Below are 17,375 nucleotides of genomic sequence, written 5' to 3'. Positions count from 1 at the left end.
TGTCAGACGCCTTGCGGGGTTTCCCCGCGCTTGAGGCGGGCATTGATGTCGTCTATCACTGCCGGCAGTTCGTTGATGGTGTCGATCAGGTAGTGCGGGCGTGAGCCTTCGAACAGTTGGGCGATGCGCACGCGTTCCTTGGCCAGTTGCTCGGCAGGCAGAGCCTTGAATTGCGCGTAGGTCAGACCCAGGGCATTGCCCGAACAGGTCAGGGCGACTGTCCACATGCCGGCGCTACGCCCCTCGAGAATGCCGGGCGTGGTGTCGTCGACCTTGACGCAGGCCGCCACATCGCTAATGCCCAGTGCAATCACGTTGGCCAGCGCCTGGGCCGGGTAAGGGCGGCCATTGGGCACTTCATCGGTGGCGACCACGTGGTCGGCGACGTAGCCGTTGCGTTCGGCCAGTTGCACTACTTTTTCCATCACCACCGCCGGGTAGCCGGAGCAGGAGCCGATTTTCAGGCCCTGGTTACGCAGGCTGGTGATGGTATCGAGCGCACCGGGGATCAGTGCGGAATGTTCGGCGATCTTGGCGATCTGCAGCGGCATAAAACGTTCGTAGATCGCGGTGACGTCGTCATCAGTGGGCAGGCGGCCGAAGGCGGCGCGGTAGCGCTCGGCGATCTCCACCACGTTGCACAGGGTACGGATGTGATCCCACTTACCCATGCCCATGGGGCCGCGAGCTTCGGCCAGGCTGACCTCGACGCCGAACTCGGCGAAGGCCTCAACGAAGATCTGGGTCGGCGCGAAGGAGCCGAAGTCGACCACGGTGCCGGCCCAGTCGAGGATCGCGGCTTGCAGTTGGCGGGGTTGCTGATAGTTCATTGCAGTGACTCCTGTTGCTTGCGGGGAAGGTTGGACGCTTCAGGCCTTGAGGCGGGCGTTGCTGACATGGGAGCTGGGGTTGCATGCGGCGGTTTGGCTGTCGGCCCGCTTGTCCGGCCGGCTGTTCCAGTAGGGAAGCATCAGGGCGGTGGCGATCAGGGCAGTGCCGGTGAATACCAGGAACACGCTTTCGGTATCGAAGTAGCCGGGCAGCAGGCCGCCGAGGATCGCGCCGATCGAGCCACAGCCGTTGACGAACCCAGCCGCGGTACCGGCGGTCCCCTTGCCGTAGTCGATGGCGGCGGCACCGCTGATCATCGAGTCTGGCCCGTACAGGGTCAGGCCCATCATGAACAGCAGGGCGACTACCACCAGTACGCTGCCGCTCTGCATCGCCGGGACGAACAGCGCCAGGCAGGCGGTCAGGGCCAGCAGGCTGATCACGCAGGCAGGGAAGCGGCGGGCGCCGAACAGCTTGTCCGAGATCAGGCCGAGGAGAATCGGGCCGACCAGGCCGGCGACCTCGAAGGACGTGGGGACGATGGCCGAGGCGACCTTACCGATCTCCGACATGCGCTCGTAGACCATGACCGGGCCCCAGAACAGGATGGCGTAGCGCGCCGGCTTGAGCAGGAAGTAGGCAAGACCGAGCACCAGCACGGTGCGGTTCTTGAGGATGGTCTTCAGGCAACTGCCGAAGCTGGCGTGGCGACCGCTGTCATCGTGTTGTGGCGCATCGGCGTCTTCCACCGGCGGCAGGCCGACGTCCTGCGGGGTATTGCGCTGGAGCAGGAAGAACAGCACGGCGACCCCGGCGACCACTATGGCGCTGGAGAAGAATGCCGCGCGCCAGTCGCCGTAGACCTGATAGGCCCACCAGCCGGCGAAGGGGGAGGCAACCAGGCCGCCGAAAGCATAGCAACTGCTCCACAGGCCGAGCACGCGACCACGTTCGCCGGTAGCGAAGAAGCTGCCGAGGTTTTTGCACAGCCCCGACCAGCCAGTGGACTGCGCCAGGCCCTGGATTACCATACAGGTGGCGAAGATCGGCAGGGTGGCGAAGCTACCCATGATCAATGCCACCACGGCTGAGATCAGCAGACCTCCGAGCACTACCACGCGTGGGCCGAAACGGTCGGCGAGGATGCCCCAGGTGAACTGACCGACGGCGTAGGCGCCAAGGTAGAGCGCGTCGAGGTTGGCCATGGTGGCCTTTTCCAGTTCGAAGTCGGGGTCATCGGCGATGCCCAGCTTGGCTACCGAGAAGGCTTTGCGGGTGAAGTAGAAGGCGGCATAGGCCAGCCAGGTTATGGCGAATATCTGCATGCGCCAACGCTGAGCAGGGTTATTGCCGAGGTTGAACAGGGGAAAACCGGATGTCTGATTCACGTTACTGACCTCTGAGTTGAATGTGCTGGCAGTTCAAGGGATGGCTGCTTTTGTTGTTGTCAAAGCACTTCTGGCGCCGTCTTGGCGGACGGTCTGGATCAGATCAATCGAGGCCCGGTGGGCGTGGCGTCCTGCCGGGTTGCCCTGCCTGGCAGGGCGGGCAACAGCCGGTCTCGTACAGCAGGTCTGCACCCATGGCCGTGTTGGCCTGGGCGCTGTGGTTCAGTTCGCCGGGCTGCAGTCGTCGACGCCCATTACCGCCAGGGTGTCGGCGACGGCACGCAACAGCTGGCCAACGATGCGTTCGTCGATCTGGCCGATGCAGCCGATGCGGAAACTCTCGGCAATGGTCAACTTGCCGGGGTAGATGACGAACTGGCGGGCCTTGAGCTCGTCGTAGAAACGCTTGAACTGGAAGTTCGGGTGAGTAGGACTGAAGAAAGTGGTGATGATCGGCGACAGCCAGCGGTCTTCCAGAAGCGTTTGAAAGCCCATGGCACGCATGCCGGCCACCAAGGTGTCGCGGTTGTTCGTGTAACGTGCCTGGCGTCCGACCACTCCCCCTTCCTCGGCGTGCTGCTCGAGCGCCTTGCGGAAGGCCACCACGCTGTGGGTGGGCGGGGTAAAGCGCCACTGCCCGGTGCGCTCCATGTATTGCCACTGCTCCAGAAGATCCAGGCTCAGGGAATGGGCGCGGCCTTTGGACTGCTCCAGCAGTGCGCGGCGAATAATCACGAAACCGAAACCGGGAATGCCCTCGATGCACTTGTTGGCCGAGGAGACCATGACGTCGAAGGGAATCTTGTCGACGGTCAGCGGCACTGCGCCGAACGAGCTCATGGCGTCGACGATCAGGCCCTTGCCGTGCGCCTTGACCACATCGGCGATCTCGCGCAGCGGGTTGAGGATGCCCGAGCTGGTTTCGCAGTGGACCAGGAACACATCGGTGACATCCGGATGGCGCTCCAGCAGCTCGGCGACTTCCTCCGGTTGTGGCGGCAGATAGTCGCCTTTGTCTAGGGCGATGTAGTCGCGGCCAAGGTAATCGAGAATCTGTGTGGCCCGCTTGCCATAGGCGCCGTTCATCAGCACCAGAGCCTTGCCATCGCGGGCGATGGCGGTGGCCAGCGCCGCTTCCACGGCGAAGGTGCCGCTACCTTGCAGGGGGACGCAGGCGTAGCTGTCATCGTGCACGCCTGCCATGGCCAGCAGGCCCTGGCGGATCTCCGCAGTGACGCGGTTGAAGTCGGCGTCCCACGAGCCCCAGTCGCGCAGCATGGCCTGCTTGGTGGTCAGCGAGGTGGTCAGTGGGCCGGGGGTCAGCAGGTAGGGTTCGCCCAGGGCGGGGGCGGCGATGGCGGGGCGGGCGGTGAGAAATTCGGCTTTGCTCATGATCGTCTCCGGTGAGGTGCGGCAGTACGCCGCGCTGGAGACGATCAAAACAATTGGCGATGAATAAATAAAATCGATTTATAGTATTTCAAAAACAAGCTGAGCTTATTAATAGAGGTGCCTATGGCTGTCTCCCACGCCCAACTGCGGGCCTTTCATGCCGTAGCCCAGACGGGCAGCTTCACCCGTGCGGCCGAGCGCCTGTTCCTTAGCCAGCCGGCTGTTTCCGACCAGGTACGCAAGCTGGAGGAGCAGTACGGCGTGCTGCTGTTCAATCGCACCAAGCGCACGGTGCAGCTCACCGAGCTGGGAGAGCGCCTGCTCGGCATCACTCAGCGCCTCTATGCGGTAGCGGCCGAAGCGCAGGAACTGCTCTCCAGCTCGCGTGCACTGCAGACTGGAAGTCTCACCCTGGCGGTGGATTCGCCTGTGCATGTGTTGCCGTTCATTGGTCAATTCAACGACCGTTATCCGGGTATACGCTTCAACGTGGTCACTGGTAACACAGACGAGGCGCTGGCTCGGTTGTTCGCCTACCAGGCCGACTTCGCCGTACTCGGCCGTCCGATTCAAGATGAGGCGTTGGTGAGTGTCGTGTTGAGCAGTTCACCCTTGTTGGCTTTCGTCGCCGCCGATCATCCGTTGGCTGCGCGTGAATCGATTGTGTTGGCTGATCTCGATGATCAACCCTTGGTGTTACGTGAACGGGGTTCAATGACGCGTCAGCTGATCGAACTGGAGCTCCAGCGTGAAGGACTTCGCCTGCGCTCAGCGATCGAGGTGGAGGGGCGCGAGGCCGTGTTCGAGACAGTTGCTGGCGGGCTTGGCATAGGCATTGTCTCGGCTGCAGAGTTTGGGAGCAGCCGTAGCCTGCATGCATTGCCTATTCTCGATTGCCGCCAGCGCATGACTGAAACAATGGTGTGCCTACGCGAGCAGAGCTCACGACGCATCATCGAGACTTTTCTTGAATTGGTACGGTCGAACGTCGGCATCTGATGCAGGTGCCTACGGCCTGAAGGCGCTGTGCTAACCTGCCGCCATCGCTTCACGCCCTATTGTTGGGCATGTTCAGAGGTCATCAATGCACATCCATATTCTCGGCATCTGCGGCACTTTCATGGGGTCGCTGGCTGTTCTGGCCAAGGAGCTCGGCCATCGCGTCACCGGCTCCGATGCCAACGTTTACCCGCCCATGAGCACTCAGTTGGAAGCCCAGGGCATCGAGCTGATGCAGGGTTTTGACCCGGCGCACCTGCAGCCGGCTCCGGATCTGGTGGTGGTGGGCAATGCCATGAGCCGTGGCAACCCGGCGGTGGAATACGTGCTGAACAAGGGGTTGCCCTACGTTTCCGGGCCGCAGTGGCTGGCCGATCACGTGCTGCAGGGGCGCTGGGTGTTGGCGGTGGCCGGTACCCACGGCAAGACCAGCAGTTCCAGCATGCTGGCCTGGGTGCTGGAACATGCCGGCATGAGCCCGGGCTTTCTGATCGGCGGCGTGCCGCAGAATTTCGGTATTTCCGCGCGCCTGGGCGGTACGCCGTTCTTCGTGGTCGAGGCCGACGAGTACGACAGCGCCTTCTTCGACAAGCGCAGCAAGTTCGTCCACTACCGCCCGCGCACAGCGATCCTCAACAACCTGGAATTCGACCACGCGGACATCTTCCCGGACCTGGCAGCCATTGAGCGGCAGTTCCATCACCTGGTGCGCATCATTCCCGGCGAGGGCCTGGTCATCCATCCGGCCAGCGAAATTGCGCTGGCGCGAGTGATCGAGATGGGTTGCTGGACGCCGGTGCAGACCACCGGTGAAGGTGGCCAGTGGCAGGCACGCCTGCTCAGCGCCGATGGCTCGCGCTTCGAGGTGAGCTTCGAGGGCAAGGTCGAGGGCACCGTGGACTGGCAACTGACCGGCCAGCACAACGTTGCCAACGCCCTGGCCGTGCTCGCTGCGGCGCGCCATGTCGGTGTGGTGCCGGCGCTGGGCATCGAGGCGCTGGGCCAGTTCATCAACGCCAAGCGGCGCATGGAAAAGGTCGCCGAGGTGAATGGCGTGACCGTCTTCGACGATTTCGCCCATCATCCAACCGCCATCGCTACTACGCTCGATGGCCTGCGCAAGCGCGTCGGCGACGACACCCAGGTGATCGCGGTGATCGAGCCGCGCTCCAACTCGATGAAGCTCGGCGCCCATCGCGACGGTCTGGCCGAGTCCGCCGAACAGGCCGATGCGGTGTTCTGGTACGCGCCACCGAATCTCGGTTGGGACCTGGCCGCCACCGTGGCGCAGGCGCGCAACCCGACGCGCGTGTGCGACTCGCTGGAGTCGATCATCGATGGCGTGAAGGCCCTGGTGCGCCCCGGCACCCAGGTGGTGATCATGAGCAACGGCGGCTTCGGCGGCCTGCATGGCAAGCTGGCAGCAGCTCTGGAGGGATAGATGTCTGGTCCGGAACGTATAACGCTGGCGATGACCGGTGCCTCCGGCGCGCAATACGGCCTGCGCCTGCTCGATTGTCTGGTGCAGGAAGATCGCGAGGTGCACTTCCTGATCTCCAAGGCCGCGCAACTGGTGATGGCCACCGAAACCGACGTGGCGTTACCGGCCAAACCGCAGTCCATGGCCCAGTTCCTGACCGAGTACACCGGCGCGGCGCCGGGGCAGATTCGCGTCTACGGCAAGGAAGACTGGATGGCGCCAGCCGCTTCCGGTTCCGGCGCGCCGACCGCCATGGTGGTGGTGCCGTGCAGCACCGGCACCTTGTCGGCCATCGCCAGCGGTGCCTGCAACAACCTGATCGAACGCGCCGCTGATGTGGCATTGAAGGAACGCCGCCAGCTGATTCTGGTGCCGCGCGAGGCGCCGTATTCGAGCATCCACCTGGAAAACATGCTCAAGCTGTCGAATCTGGGTGTGACCATCCTGCCGGCATCGCCCGGCTTCTATCATCAGCCACAGACGCTGGATGACCTGGTGGACTTCGTCGTCGCACGCATCCTCAATTGCCTGAATATCCCTCAGGACATGCTGCCGCGCTGGGGCGAGCATCATTTGGTATCAGATGACTAAGGAGAGTGCTGATGTCCATTGTGAGTCGCTGTGTGTTGGGAAGCGTTCTCACCTTGTCGTTGCTGCCGGTCGCAGAGGCCTCCATGCGCTGCGGTACCGCCCTGGTTTACGAGGGCGAGCGTAGCGTCGAGGTGCTGCGCAAATGCGGTGAACCCGACCAGCGCGAGGTGACGCCACCCAGCAGTCCACTGGGTGGCGGCGTGACAGTGGAGCAATGGATGTATGGGCCTCGCAATGGCGTCTATCGCTACCTGCGTTTTCTCGATGGCAAGCTGGTGGAAATCAGGGTCGAGCGCGGATGAGACGGACTTTGGCACTCACTCTGCTGCTGGCGCTGAACCTGACCGGCTGCGCCACCGTGCGAACGCTGGACGCGGCCAAGCCCGATGCCCCTGTGGTTTATGCCGGGACGCGGCTGGACTGGTATGCGATCAATGGCGGCTGCTGCCCGCTGGATCGTTTCGGTGCCAAGGCACCGCGTTATCCCGGGCTGGATCTGCCGGCCAGCGCTTTGCTCGATACCCTGTTGCTGCCGTTTTCGCTGGCCACGGCGCTGGGTGTGAGCCTCGGTGTCAGCGGCGGGTTGTAGCCCGGATGCAATCCGGGAAATGCGCTGATGCGCGCGGTGTTCAGCAGATTTCCGTTTCCACTTCCTGGCACACGTCGATCCACTCGGCATCCACCAGTTCGGCCATGCGCTGCGGGGCGATGCGCACTGCGCTGTGGGTGGCGCCGGCGGCCGGCAGCACTTCATCGAAGGCCAGCAGCGAGCGGTCGCAATAGACGCTCAACGGGGTGGCCAGGCCGAATGGGCAGACGCCGCCCACCGGGTGGCTGGTCAGCTCCACCACGGTCTGGGCATCGAGCATGCGCGATTTGGCACCGAAGCATTCCTTCATCTTGCGGTTGTCGATACGCGCGTCGCCGCGGGCGACGATCAGTACGTCGCGTTCGGCGATGCGAAAGGCCAGGGTCTTGGCGATCTGCCCCGGCGATACGCCATGCGCTTCGGCCGCCAGCGCCACGGTGGCGGTGCTGGACGGCAGTTCGATGATCGCAATGTCGGGCGCCTTGGCGGCGAAGAAGGCGCGTACAGAGGCCAGGCTCATGAAACGGTCCCCCAGGGCTGTCGAGGTGAGCACGACGCTGTGGCCAGTCTGGTGCTGGTCAAGCACAGCCCCATCCTAGTGCTGGCGTGGTCGTGAGCACGGCGAAAAAACAAGCGGCCATGCTCGCGCTGCATGGCCGGCACGTCAAGGCCTGATGGCGTCAGTTTGCCAGCAGATGCGCTGCTTTTTCGGCTTCATCGAGCCCGAAGCGACCTTTTTCGTCTCTCGTTACCCGGCCCAGGGCGACGTTCGGGTCGTGGGTGAATACCAGCCTGCCGCCGCGCGAGAACAGGTCGCTGAGCAGTGCTTCCTTCTCTTCGATCAGGCCTTCGGGGAAACGGTCGTAACCCATAGTGATTGGCAGGTGAACCCAGGGCGCGCCGGGAATCAGGTCGCCGGGAAATACCACCGGCCCACCCGGCATGGCCACTTCCGGCAGCAGTTGGCCTGGGGTGTGGCCGTCGCTCCAGTGCAGGCGCCAGTCTGGGCCGAGCAATTCACAGTGCTCGGTTTCTTCGATCAAATGCAGGCGACCGCTGTTCTCCAGCAGTTCCAGCAGTTCCGGGATATAGGAGGCTCTATCCCGAGCGTGTGGCTTGCAGGCGCGCTGCCATTGGCGCCGGCCGGTGACGAAGCGCGCGTTGGGAAATAGCAAGCGCGCCGGCTGACCGTCATGCCAGGCGGCGAGCAGGCCGCCGGCATGGTCGAAATGCAGGTGGGTGAGCACGACGATATCGATATCGGCATCGTTCAGGCCGACGGCGGCAAGGCTGTCGAGCAGCACGTGACGCTCTTCCTGTACGCCGAAGCGCTGCTTGAGTTCCGGGCTGAAGAAGGCGCCGATGCCGGTCTCGATAAGAATGTTGCGCTCGTCTTCCTGTACCAGTAGGGCGCGGCAGCCGAGGTCGATACGGTTCAGGTCGTCGGCTTGCATCCAGCGCTGCCAGAGCGCCTTGGGTGCGTTGCCGAACATGGCGCCGCCATCGAGTTTCTGGCTGTTGCCGGTCAGGGTGGTCAGGGTTCGCATGGTGTTTCTCTTGTTCTTGTCTGGGATTGCAGGGTGGATCGGTGAAGCGTGATCCACCCGAAACGGCGATTGTTTCAGCGTTCGATGGCAAGGGCCACACCCTGGCCGCCACCGATACACAGGGTGGCCAGGCCACGGCGGACGTCGCGGCGCTGCATCTCGTGCACCAGGCTGACCAATATGCGGCAACCGGAGGCGCCGATGGGGTGGCCGAGGGCGATGGCGCCACCGTTGACGTTGACCTTGGCGCTGTCCCAATGCAGCTCGCGGCCGACGGCGATGGCCTGGGCGGCGAAGGCTTCGTTGGCCTCGATCAGGTCGAGCTGTTCCAGGCTCCAGCCGGCGCGCTCCAGCGCCTTGCAACTGGCGAATACCGGGCCGATGCCCATCACCGCCGGATCGACGCCGGCGCTGGCGTGGGCGGCGATACGGGCCAGCACCGGCAGTTGCAGTTCGTCGGCCTTCTCGGCGCTCATCAGCAGTACGGCAGCGGCGCCGTCGTTGAGCGTCGAGGCATTGCCGGCAGTCACGGTGCCGTCATTTTTGAAAGCCGGGCGCAGCTTGCCCAGGCTGTCCAGGCTGGTGCCGGCGCGCGGTTGTTCATCCTGGGCAAAACGCAGCGGTTCGTCGCCGCGCTGGGGGATTTCCACCGGTACGATCTCGCTGGTAAAACGCCCGGACTTGATGGCGGCCTGAGCGCGCTGCTGCGAACGCAGGGCGAAGGCATCCTGCTCGGCGCGGGTGACGCCGTACTGCTCGGCCAGGTTCTCGGCGGTGATGCCCATGTGGTAGTTGTTGAAGGCGTCCCACAGGCCGTCCTGGATCATGGTATCGACCAATTGCGCATGGCCCATGCGCAGGCCGCTGCGGGCGCCGGGCATGACGTAGGGCGCCAGGCTCATGTTCTCCTGACCGCCGGCAATGATGATCTCGGCATCGCCGCCACGAATGGCCTGGGCGCCGAGGATCACCGCCTTGAGGCCGGAGCCGCAGACCTTGTTCAGGGTCATGGCCGGCACCGTATGCGGCAGGCCGGCGAGCAGCACGCTCTGCCGGGCCGGGTTCTGCCCGGAGCCTGCGGTGAGTACCTGGCCGAGAATCACCTCGTCGATCTGCTCGCCCTCGATTCCCGTGCGGGCGAGCAGCTCACGGATCACCGCGGCGCCCAACTGTGGGGCTGGAATGCGGCTCAACGCACCCTGGAAGCTGCCGATGGCGGTACGACAGGCAGCGACTATTACGACTTCACGCATACAAAATCCTCGTCGGCTGGGCAGCGCCAGCCGAGACTCGAATAAAAAAGCGCGGCACCGAAGCGCCGCGCAACACGCTCAAGCTTGTAGGGCCACCGGCTCGGCGGTGGCGGGTTGTACCCGCCCTACGTTTAAAACTGCTCGGCAGCCAGACCGTAAAGTGGCTGGCTGCCGGAACGGATGCTCGCTTCCAGACTCAGGGTGCGCGGCAGCAGACGAGCGAAGAAGAACTCCGCTGTGGCCAGCTTGCCGCCGTAGAAGGCCTCGTCTTCGTCCTGCTTGCCCTGCGCCACCGCCGCCATGCGCGCCCACATGTAGGCGTAGGCGACATAGCCGAACAGGTGCAGGTATTCCACCGAGGCGGCACCTACCGAGTTCGGGTCGCTCTTGGCCTGCTCCAGCAGCCAGCCGCTGACCGCTTCCAGGCGTTCCAGCGCTTCCACCAGGCGATCGCCGAAGGACGATTCATGGGCATGGGCGAAGTCGCGCACTTCGGCGGCGAACAGGCGTAGCGCGGCACCTCCATTGGTCACCACCTTGCGCCCCAGCAGATCGAGCGCCTGGATGCCGTTGGTGCCTTCGTAGATCTGTGCGATACGCACGTCGCGTACCAGCTGCTCCTGACCCCACTCGCGTATATAGCCATGACCGCCGAATACCTGCTGGCCGTGCACGCAGCTTTCCAGCCCGGTGTCAGTGAAGAAGGCCTTGGCTACCGGTGTCAGCAGGGCGACCAGGGCTTCGGCGTTCTGCCGCTCGCTGTCGTCCTCGGCGTATTTGGCCAGGTCTAGCTGCTGGCCAACGTAGCAGGCGAATGCACGACCACCCTCGTTCAGCGCCTTCATGGTCAGCAGCATGCGGCGCACGTCGGCGTGCACGATGATCGGGTCGGCGATCTTGTCGTGGTTGACCGGGCCGCTGGCGGCGCGGCTCTGGATGCGCTCGCGGGCGTAGCTGACCGCCGACTGGTAGGAGGCCTCGGCGCAGCCGATGCCTTGGATGCCGATGGACAGACGCTCGTAGTTCATCATGGTGAACATCGCCGCCAGCCCCTTGTTGACCTCGCCGATCAGGTAGCCGGTGGCGCCGTCGAAGTTCATTACGCAGGTGGCCGAGGCCTTGATGCCCATCTTGTGCTCGATGGAGCCGCAGCTCACCGCGTTGCGCGCACCGAGGCTGCCATCGCCGTTGACCATCACCTTGGGCACCAGGAACAGCGAGATGCCCTTCGGCCCGGCCGGTGCGTCCGGCAGCTTGGCCAGCACCAGGTGGATGATGTTCTCGGTCAGGTCCTGCTCACCGCCGGTGATGAAGATCTTGCTGCCGGTGATCCTGTAGCTGCCATCGGCCTGCGGCTCTGCCTTGGTTCTGATGATACCCAGGTCGGTGCCGGCGTGGGCCTCGGTCAGGCACATGGAGCCTGCCCAGCGGCCTTCGTACATTGGCGGCAGGTAGGTGGTCTTGAGTTCTTCGCTGGCGTGGGCGTCGATGGCCAGGCAGGCGCCGGAGCTCAGCGCCGAATACAGCGCGAAGCTGGAGCCGGCGGCGTAGAGCATCTCCTCGAAGGCCACGGCGAGCATCTTGGGCATGCCCATGCCGCCATAATTCGGGTTGCCGGAGAGGCCGACCCAGCCGCCTTCGGTGTAGGTGGCGTAGGCCTCGCGGAAACCGGCCGGGGTGCGCACGTCGCCATCGATCCATTGCGCGCCTTCCTCGTCGCCGCTGCGATTGAGGGGGGCGATCAGGCTGCCGGTGACCTTGGCCGCCTCTTCGAGGATGGCGTCGGCGGTGTCGGCATCGACGGTTTCCGCCAGGGCCGGCAGGCGTGCCCACAGGCTCGGCGCCTGGAAGACGTCGTGGAGGACGAAGCGCATATCGCGCAGCGGGGCGTTGAATTCGGGCATGGTGCAACCTCGACAGCAGAGGCGCCGCGACAGGCGCGGCGCTGGGTGAACGAAAGAACTCAGTCAGCCTCGGCCGCTTCGTTCGGTTTGTCCTTGATGCTGGTGAATTTAAGCAGATGGGTGCGTTCGACCAGGATGTACAGCGCCGCGCCTGCAGCCAGGCCCCAGCCCGCGCCGTAGACAGCGAGCACCACACCCATGGTGCCGGCGATGCCGCGCTCGGTGTTGTTGTTCAGTTGCTCGAAGCCGACCATCAGGCAGATATAGCCGGTGAGGATCAGCGTCAGCGACAGGGCGATCGGCAGTACCGGCTGGAAGAAACTGACCAGCGGCAGCATGAACAGCGCGGCGAAGCCGGTAATCCAGAAGGTGCCGGCACCGCTGTAGATCGAGTCCATCGCCTTGCGCCCGTACTTGTAGCGCTCGGCCATGGTCGCCGCCACGGCTGTCCACAGCGGACCGGCCAGGCCAGGGTAGGGCGCGAAGAAGGCGTGCAGGGCGTTGCGGATGGCGGTCACCAGGTGTACGCGGTCGACGTTGTTTTCGATCACCTCGTCGGTGCGCAGTTCATCGGCGCGCTGCATCAGCGACTGGCCGACGATGATGTCGCCGAAGGCGATCACGTAGGCGATCACCGCGGTGGGCACCGCCAGCATGAACACGTCCAGGCTCGGGAAACCAACGTTGAACGGCAGGTAGTTCCACATCTCGCCGAAGGCCGGCGCGGTGATGCCCCACTTCACGTCCGGCATCTTGTACTCGCCCACGGCGATGCCGATGAAGATGGCGATCAGCATGCCCGGCACCATGCCGTAGTTGACGATCTTGCGGGCAAAGGGCACGCGCTCGGTCAGGCCTTTGAACGACACCGAGAACATCAGGTACAGGCAGATCAGACTGCCGAGAACCAGGGAGATCGGCGTGTTGGCCAGGCGGCCGCCGGCGCTGATCTCGCCCATCAGCGCGGCGATGCCGGCGCCGATGATTATGCCGCCCTTCATCGAGTTGGGGATCAGCCGCACCAGGGCGCTGCCCAGGCGGGTGACGCCGAGGAAAAGGAAGATCACGAACACCAGGAACTGCAGGGCGAACAGCGCCTGGATGGCCGCAGGACCCGGCTCGTAGTTGCCGAGAAACAGCAGCACCACGGGGATGCCGGGGGTGATCCAGCCGGGTACGAAGGGCACGCCGAGCAGCGCCGGCAGCATGAAGCCTATGCCGCACACCACCACGTAGGCCAGGGCCACGTCGTAGGGCAGGCCGAGGTATTTCTCCAGCAGCGGGATCATCGCCAGGCTGACCACGAACATGATCAGCGCCTGTAGCATCTCCGCGGTTTCCCAGCGGTAATGCACGAAGGGCAGGCGCACCTTGAACGGGCCAAGGGGCCAGTGCGGTTGTTCGTCGCCGTCACGGCGCTGGAAGATTTGCATGAGGGTTCTCCGTCGGCCGCCTGGGCCGGTTCTTGTTGTTGTGCAAACGGTGCGGTTTTGCCGTAGCCCGGATGCAATCCGGGGAATCCGAATCGCTGTCCCCGGATTGCATCCGGGCTACGTGGTCAGAGAGCCTTGGCCATATCGCGCAGGACGAACTTCTGGATCTTGCCGGTGCTGGTCTTGGGCAACTGGGTGAAGACCACGGTCTTGGGCACCTTGAAGCCGGCCAGGTGTTCGCGGCAGAAGCTCATGATTTCGCTGTCGCTGGCTTGCTGGCCGGTCTTCAGGGTGATGAAGGCGCAGGGCGTCTCGCCCCATTTCTCGTCCGGGCGGGCGACCACCGCCGCCTCCAGCACCGCCGGGTGTCGATAGAGCACGCCTTCGACCTCGATGGTGGAGATGTTCTCGCCGCCGGAGATGATGATGTCCTTGAGGCGGTCGCGGATTTCCACGTAGCCGTCTGCGTGGCACACGCCCAGGTCGCCGGTGTGGAACCAGCCGCCCTCGAAGGCTTCGGCGGTGGCGCTGGGGTTCTTCAGGTAGCCCTTCATCACCGTGTTGCCGCGCATGAAGATCTCGCCGATGGTCTGGCCGTCACGCGGCACCGGCTCCAGGGTCTTCGGGTCGGCGACCATCACCCCTTCCAAAGTAGGGTAGCGCACGCCCTGGCGCGCCTTGATGGTGGCGCGTTCTTCCAGCGGCAACTGGTCCCATTCGGCGTGCCAGGCGCACAGGGTCACCGGGCCGTAGACCTCGGTGAGGCCGTAGACGTGGGTCACGGCGATGCCCATTTCCTCCACTGCGCCGATCACCTTGGCGGGTGGCGCGGCACCGGCGACCATGGCCTTGACCGGATGATCGATGGCCGCCTTGGCCTCGGCCGGCATGTTCACCAGCGCATTGAGCACGATGGGCGCGCCGCACAGGTGGGTGACCTGCTCGTCGCGGATCAGGGTAAGGATCTTCGCCGGGTCGACGCGGCGCAGGAACACATGCACGCCGGCCAGGGCGGTGATCGTCCAGGGGTAGCACCAGCCGTTGCAGTGGAACATCGGCAGGGTCCACAGGTAGACCGGGTGGTTGCCCATGGCCCAGGTCATCTGGTTGCCCATGGCGTTGAGGAAGGCGCCGCGGTGGTGATAGACCACGCCCTTGGGGTTGCCGGTGGTGCCTGAGGTGTAGTTGAGGCTGATGGCCTGCCACTCGTCGGTGGGCCACTGCCAGGCGAACTCGGGGTCGCCCTCGGCGAGGAAGGCCTCGTAATCCAGGTCGCTGACCGCCTGGCCCTCGCCGTACTCGGGGTCGTCGACGTCGATCACCAGTGGCGGGTGGTCGAGCATGCCGATGGCGGCGTGGATGACATCGAAGAACTCGCGGTCGGCGATCACCACCTTGGCTTCGCCGTGCTGCAGCATGAAGGCGATGGCCTCGGCATCCAGGCGCACGTTGAGGGTGTTGAGCACCGCGCCGATCATCGGCACGCCGAAATGCGCCTCGAGCATGGCCGGAATGTTCGGCAGCATCACTGCCACCGTGTCGCCCTTGCCGATGCCACGGCCTGCCAGCGCCGAGGCCAGGCGTCGGCAGCGCGCGTAGGTCTCGGCCCAGTTACGGCGAATCGAGCCATGCACCACCGCCGGATAGTGCGGGTATACCGCCGCCGTACGTTCGATGAAGCTCAGGGGGCTGAGGGCGACGTGGTTGACGGCGGCGCGGCCGAGGCCCTGCTCGTAGATCGACATGGCGGATACACCTTTGGCTGATTGTTAGCTCTGGTTATTCCGGTAATGATGCAGGCATTACCGAAGCTTGTTGGCGGTAATTTATAGGTCATTTCTATTTTTTATGGAAGTTGTACCAAGGTTTTATAGAATAATTACTATATGAATCTTTCGAGTGATCAGGCGGCCGTGCCGCTGCAGGCCTGGCTGCGTATCCAGCGCGAAGCGCCATCCCTCAACGAGCGGGCGGCGGCTTTGCGCCGTGCCGTGCTCGGCTGCCCACAGGTACGCCAGGCCTGGTACCTGACCTGGCAGCCGGCCAGCCGTACCTATGCCCAGGAAGATGGCGGGCCACGCTTGCCGCCGGGGCAGGGCGATCCTCTGGCCGCCAGCGATCAGGAGTTGTTCGAGGCGCTGACGACACAGCCCTGCCTGAGCCTGGAAGCAGTGCGTCAACTGCCCTGCTGGCTGGCCGGGCGACTGCGCCGCGCCGCGATTCATCACGGTCAGGCGCTGGCGCTGAGTCTGGAGGAGGGCGGTGCCGGTCTGTTGCTGCTGCAGGTGGACGAAGATGCCGGCCTGGAGTGGTTGCCCTGGCTGCGCGAGTTGCTGGCACAACTGGTCGGTTTGGCTGGTGGCATGAGCCGCAGTGCGCCGCTGCTGTCGGCCGACCCGCAGCCGGCGTTGCTGCTCGATGCGCGCGCAAGGCCGCTGGAGTTCAACCAGGCGTTGCAGGCGCTGCTCGACGAACGTCCGCTGGCCCGGGTCGGTGAACTGCTGCCGGTCAATCATCTGCCGCTGGTGCGCGCCTGCTTGCAGCAGTCGCGAGCCATCGAAGCGGTGGAGGCACAGGACGGCGAGCGCATCCTGATCTGGAGCTTTATTCCCGATGTGGCAGAGCAGCGGGTGCTGGCACGCTGCCGCGAAGCGACCCAGGAGATTCGCGAGCAGCGCGAGGCCGCGCGGGCGCGACGGCTGTACCGGCTGATCACCGAGAACACCACCGACCTGATCTCCCGCCATACCCCGGACGGCGTGTTTCTCGATGCCACGCCCGCCAGTTGGACGTTGCTCGGCTACTGGCCGGAGGAGCTGCGCGGTCTGGCGGTCGACAGTCTGCTGCATCCGCAGGACCAGTTGCAGCAGGCCAAGCAGGCGCGCGAGGCGCTGGAGCAGGACGGCTACCACACGATGAGCTATCGCATTCGTCATCGCGACGGCCATTACCTGTGGTTCGAGACCGCCAGTCGTGCCATTCGTGAGACTTACACCGGCGCGGTGGTCGAGGTGGTCAGCGTGTCGCGCGACATCACCGCGCGCATCCAGGCCGAGGAGAACAAGCGCCGTCTGGAGGACGAGCTGGCGCATACCACGCGTCTCATCACCCTGGGCGAGCTGGCCTCGGGCATCGCCCACGAAATCAACCAGCCGCTGGCAGCAGTGGTCAACTACGCCAGCGCCAGCCAGCGCTACCTGCAGGGTGTCGGCGGCGATCCGGTGGGTGTCGAGAAGGTGGCTCGGGGATTGGCGCGCATCACCGAACATGCCAATCACGCCTCGGTGGTGATCAAGCGCCTGCGCGCCTTCCTGCGCAAGGGCCAGCGGCGCATGCAGGCGCTCAATCTGGCCGAGGTGGCGCGCGAAGCGGTGCGTCTGTGCAACTGGGAGGCGAGCACGGCGCAGGTGGCGGTCAGCGACGCCTTGCCGGACAATCTGCCGCCGGTATTCGCCGACCGTGTGTTGCTCGAACAGGTGCTGCTCAACCTGCTGCGCAACGCCATCGATGCCAACCGCGAACGTCACCCGGGCGCGCCTTCGCAGGTGCGTCTGGAGGCCGGCGAAGCCGACGGCAGCCTGGCGATCCGGGTGATCGACCAGGGGCCGGGTGTCAGCGATGAGCAGATGGGCAAGCTGTTCATCCCCTTCTACACCAGCAAGGAGGACGGCCTGGGCCTTGGTCTATCCATGAGCCGCAGCATCGTCGAAGGCTTTGGCGGGGCGCTGGAGGCATTGCCGGTCGAGGGCGGCGGGTTGTGCCTGGAGTGCCGTTTGCCGTTGGGCAGGGTTGAGGAAAGCGAGGGTTAAGCCGAGGCAAGGCGTACCCAGGTGTAGGGCGTACTGGATGTAGGGCGTACTCGCGAAGCAGTACGCCGATGGATTCGAGAGACGCCAAAAAAAACGGACTGTTCGCTTCGCTCCTGAGTCCGCCCCACGAACTGATAACAACAAGAGGAGCAGCACGCA

General features: G+C 64.5%; 15 protein-coding genes. 6 read left to right on the top strand and 9 right to left on the bottom strand.

Features of this window, described 5'->3' with window-relative positions:
* Positions 1 to 2: 2 nt before the first annotated feature.
* The 3 genes from phnX to JWV26_RS06190 form a co-directional block, all read right to left on the bottom strand.
* The gene (gene phnX, locus JWV26_RS06200) at positions 3 to 830 is read right to left on the bottom strand and encodes a phosphonoacetaldehyde hydrolase (protein WP_074916617.1); all 828 of its coding nucleotides are present in this window, start codon (positions 828 to 830) and stop codon (positions 3 to 5) included.
* Positions 831 to 869: 39 nt separating this feature from the next.
* Positions 870 to 2,156 (bottom strand): MFS transporter, encoded by a 1,287-nt coding sequence (locus tag JWV26_RS06195; protein ID WP_206419181.1) that lies wholly within the window; start codon positions 2,154 to 2,156, stop codon positions 870 to 872.
* 285 nt (positions 2,157 to 2,441) lie between these two features.
* A complete protein-coding gene (locus JWV26_RS06190) occupies positions 2,442 to 3,611 on the bottom strand; it encodes a 2-aminoethylphosphonate--pyruvate transaminase (RefSeq protein WP_206418630.1) in 1,170 nt (389 codons plus the stop codon).
* 123 nt (positions 3,612 to 3,734) lie between these two features.
* Between JWV26_RS06190 and JWV26_RS06185 the strand changes: the two genes are divergently transcribed.
* The 5 genes from JWV26_RS06185 to JWV26_RS06165 all read left to right on the top strand — a co-directional run bounded on the left by JWV26_RS06185 (position 3,735) and on the right by JWV26_RS06165 (position 7,270).
* Positions 3,735 to 4,610 carry a LysR substrate-binding domain-containing protein gene (locus JWV26_RS06185; protein WP_074916611.1) on the top strand — a complete coding sequence of 292 codons (876 nt, stop codon included), beginning with the start codon at positions 3,735 to 3,737 and terminating at the stop codon, positions 4,608 to 4,610.
* A gap of 85 nt (positions 4,611 to 4,695) precedes the next feature.
* A complete protein-coding gene (mpl, locus tag JWV26_RS06180; protein ID WP_206418629.1) occupies positions 4,696 to 6,051 on the top strand; it encodes a UDP-N-acetylmuramate:L-alanyl-gamma-D-glutamyl-meso-diaminopimelate ligase in 1,356 nt (451 codons plus the stop codon).
* Positions 6,052 to 6,681, top strand: coding sequence for a flavin prenyltransferase UbiX (gene ubiX, locus JWV26_RS06175; RefSeq protein WP_021489517.1), 630 nt, complete (start codon positions 6,052 to 6,054; stop codon positions 6,679 to 6,681).
* Positions 6,682 to 6,692: 11 nt separating this feature from the next.
* The gene (locus JWV26_RS06170; protein WP_206418628.1) at positions 6,693 to 6,983 is read left to right on the top strand and encodes a DUF2845 domain-containing protein; all 291 of its coding nucleotides are present in this window, start codon (positions 6,693 to 6,695) and stop codon (positions 6,981 to 6,983) included.
* Entirely contained in the window at positions 6,980 to 7,270 is a 291-nt protein-coding gene (locus JWV26_RS06165) for a YceK/YidQ family lipoprotein (RefSeq protein ID WP_206418627.1), read from the top strand. Before JWV26_RS06170 ends, JWV26_RS06165 begins: the two co-directional genes overlap by 4 nt.
* A 40-nt stretch (positions 7,271 to 7,310) precedes the next feature.
* Here JWV26_RS06165 and JWV26_RS06160 read toward each other — a convergent pair whose 3' ends face one another.
* The 6 genes from JWV26_RS06160 to JWV26_RS06135 form a co-directional block, all read right to left on the bottom strand.
* Entirely contained in the window at positions 7,311 to 7,790 is a 480-nt protein-coding gene (locus tag JWV26_RS06160) for a YbaK/EbsC family protein (RefSeq protein WP_093053209.1), read from the bottom strand.
* Between the two features lie 160 nt (positions 7,791 to 7,950).
* The gene (locus tag JWV26_RS06155; RefSeq protein WP_206418626.1) at positions 7,951 to 8,817 is read right to left on the bottom strand and encodes an MBL fold metallo-hydrolase; all 867 of its coding nucleotides are present in this window, start codon (positions 8,815 to 8,817) and stop codon (positions 7,951 to 7,953) included.
* 74 nt (positions 8,818 to 8,891) lie between these two features.
* The gene (locus JWV26_RS06150; RefSeq protein WP_206418625.1) at positions 8,892 to 10,070 is read right to left on the bottom strand and encodes an acetyl-CoA C-acetyltransferase; all 1,179 of its coding nucleotides are present in this window, start codon (positions 10,068 to 10,070) and stop codon (positions 8,892 to 8,894) included.
* A gap of 131 nt (positions 10,071 to 10,201) precedes the next feature.
* Positions 10,202 to 11,974 (bottom strand): acyl-CoA dehydrogenase C-terminal domain-containing protein, encoded by a 1,773-nt coding sequence (locus JWV26_RS06145; RefSeq protein WP_206418624.1) that lies wholly within the window; start codon positions 11,972 to 11,974, stop codon positions 10,202 to 10,204.
* A 59-nt stretch (positions 11,975 to 12,033) separates the two neighbouring features.
* On the bottom strand, positions 12,034 to 13,407 hold the full coding sequence (locus tag JWV26_RS06140) for a solute carrier family 23 protein (RefSeq protein ID WP_206418623.1): 1,374 nt from the start codon (positions 13,405 to 13,407) through the stop codon (positions 12,034 to 12,036).
* A 125-nt stretch (positions 13,408 to 13,532) separates the two neighbouring features.
* The gene (locus JWV26_RS06135) at positions 13,533 to 15,152 is read right to left on the bottom strand and encodes an acyl-CoA synthetase (protein ID WP_206418622.1); all 1,620 of its coding nucleotides are present in this window, start codon (positions 15,150 to 15,152) and stop codon (positions 13,533 to 13,535) included.
* A gap of 141 nt (positions 15,153 to 15,293) precedes the next feature.
* On the opposite strand from JWV26_RS06135, the gene JWV26_RS06130 reads away from it, so the two are divergent.
* A complete protein-coding gene (locus tag JWV26_RS06130) occupies positions 15,294 to 17,216 on the top strand; it encodes a sensor histidine kinase (RefSeq protein WP_206418621.1) in 1,923 nt (640 codons plus the stop codon).
* The last annotated feature ends 159 nt before the right edge of the window (positions 17,217 to 17,375 follow it).

Source organism: Ectopseudomonas toyotomiensis, assembly GCF_017167985.1.
Classification (GTDB): Bacteria; Pseudomonadota; Gammaproteobacteria; order Pseudomonadales; family Pseudomonadaceae; genus Aquipseudomonas; species Aquipseudomonas toyotomiensis.
Note: the sequence above shows the minus strand (reverse complement) of the source record. Positions and strands in the feature narration are given on the sequence as shown.

Bases quoted from the DNA above. Each gene is read 5' to 3' on its own strand.
- phnX (WP_074916617.1), bottom strand. From the start codon at position 830: ATGAACTATCAGCAACCCCGCCAACTGCAAGCCGCGATCCTCGACTGG.
- JWV26_RS06195 (WP_206419181.1), bottom strand. From the start codon at position 2,156: ATGCAGATATTCGCCATAACCTGGCTGGCCTATGCCGCCTTCTACTTC.
- JWV26_RS06190 (WP_206418630.1), bottom strand. From the start codon at position 3,611: ATGAGCAAAGCCGAATTTCTCACCGCCCGCCCCGCCATCGCCGCCCCC.
- JWV26_RS06185 (WP_074916611.1), top strand. From the start codon at position 3,735: ATGGCTGTCTCCCACGCCCAACTGCGGGCCTTTCATGCCGTAGCCCAG.
- mpl (WP_206418629.1), top strand. From the start codon at position 4,696: ATGCACATCCATATTCTCGGCATCTGCGGCACTTTCATGGGGTCGCTG.
- ubiX (WP_021489517.1), top strand. From the start codon at position 6,052: ATGTCTGGTCCGGAACGTATAACGCTGGCGATGACCGGTGCCTCCGGC.
- JWV26_RS06170 (WP_206418628.1), top strand. From the start codon at position 6,693: ATGTCCATTGTGAGTCGCTGTGTGTTGGGAAGCGTTCTCACCTTGTCG.
- JWV26_RS06165 (WP_206418627.1), top strand. From the start codon at position 6,980: ATGAGACGGACTTTGGCACTCACTCTGCTGCTGGCGCTGAACCTGACC.
- JWV26_RS06160 (WP_093053209.1), bottom strand. From the start codon at position 7,790: ATGAGCCTGGCCTCTGTACGCGCCTTCTTCGCCGCCAAGGCGCCCGAC.
- JWV26_RS06155 (WP_206418626.1), bottom strand. From the start codon at position 8,817: ATGCGAACCCTGACCACCCTGACCGGCAACAGCCAGAAACTCGATGGC.
- JWV26_RS06150 (WP_206418625.1), bottom strand. From the start codon at position 10,070: ATGCGTGAAGTCGTAATAGTCGCTGCCTGTCGTACCGCCATCGGCAGC.
- JWV26_RS06145 (WP_206418624.1), bottom strand. From the start codon at position 11,974: ATGCCCGAATTCAACGCCCCGCTGCGCGATATGCGCTTCGTCCTCCAC.
- JWV26_RS06140 (WP_206418623.1), bottom strand. From the start codon at position 13,407: ATGCAAATCTTCCAGCGCCGTGACGGCGACGAACAACCGCACTGGCCC.
- JWV26_RS06135 (WP_206418622.1), bottom strand. From the start codon at position 15,152: ATGTCGATCTACGAGCAGGGCCTCGGCCGCGCCGCCGTCAACCACGTC.
- JWV26_RS06130 (WP_206418621.1), top strand. From the start codon at position 15,294: ATGAATCTTTCGAGTGATCAGGCGGCCGTGCCGCTGCAGGCCTGGCTG.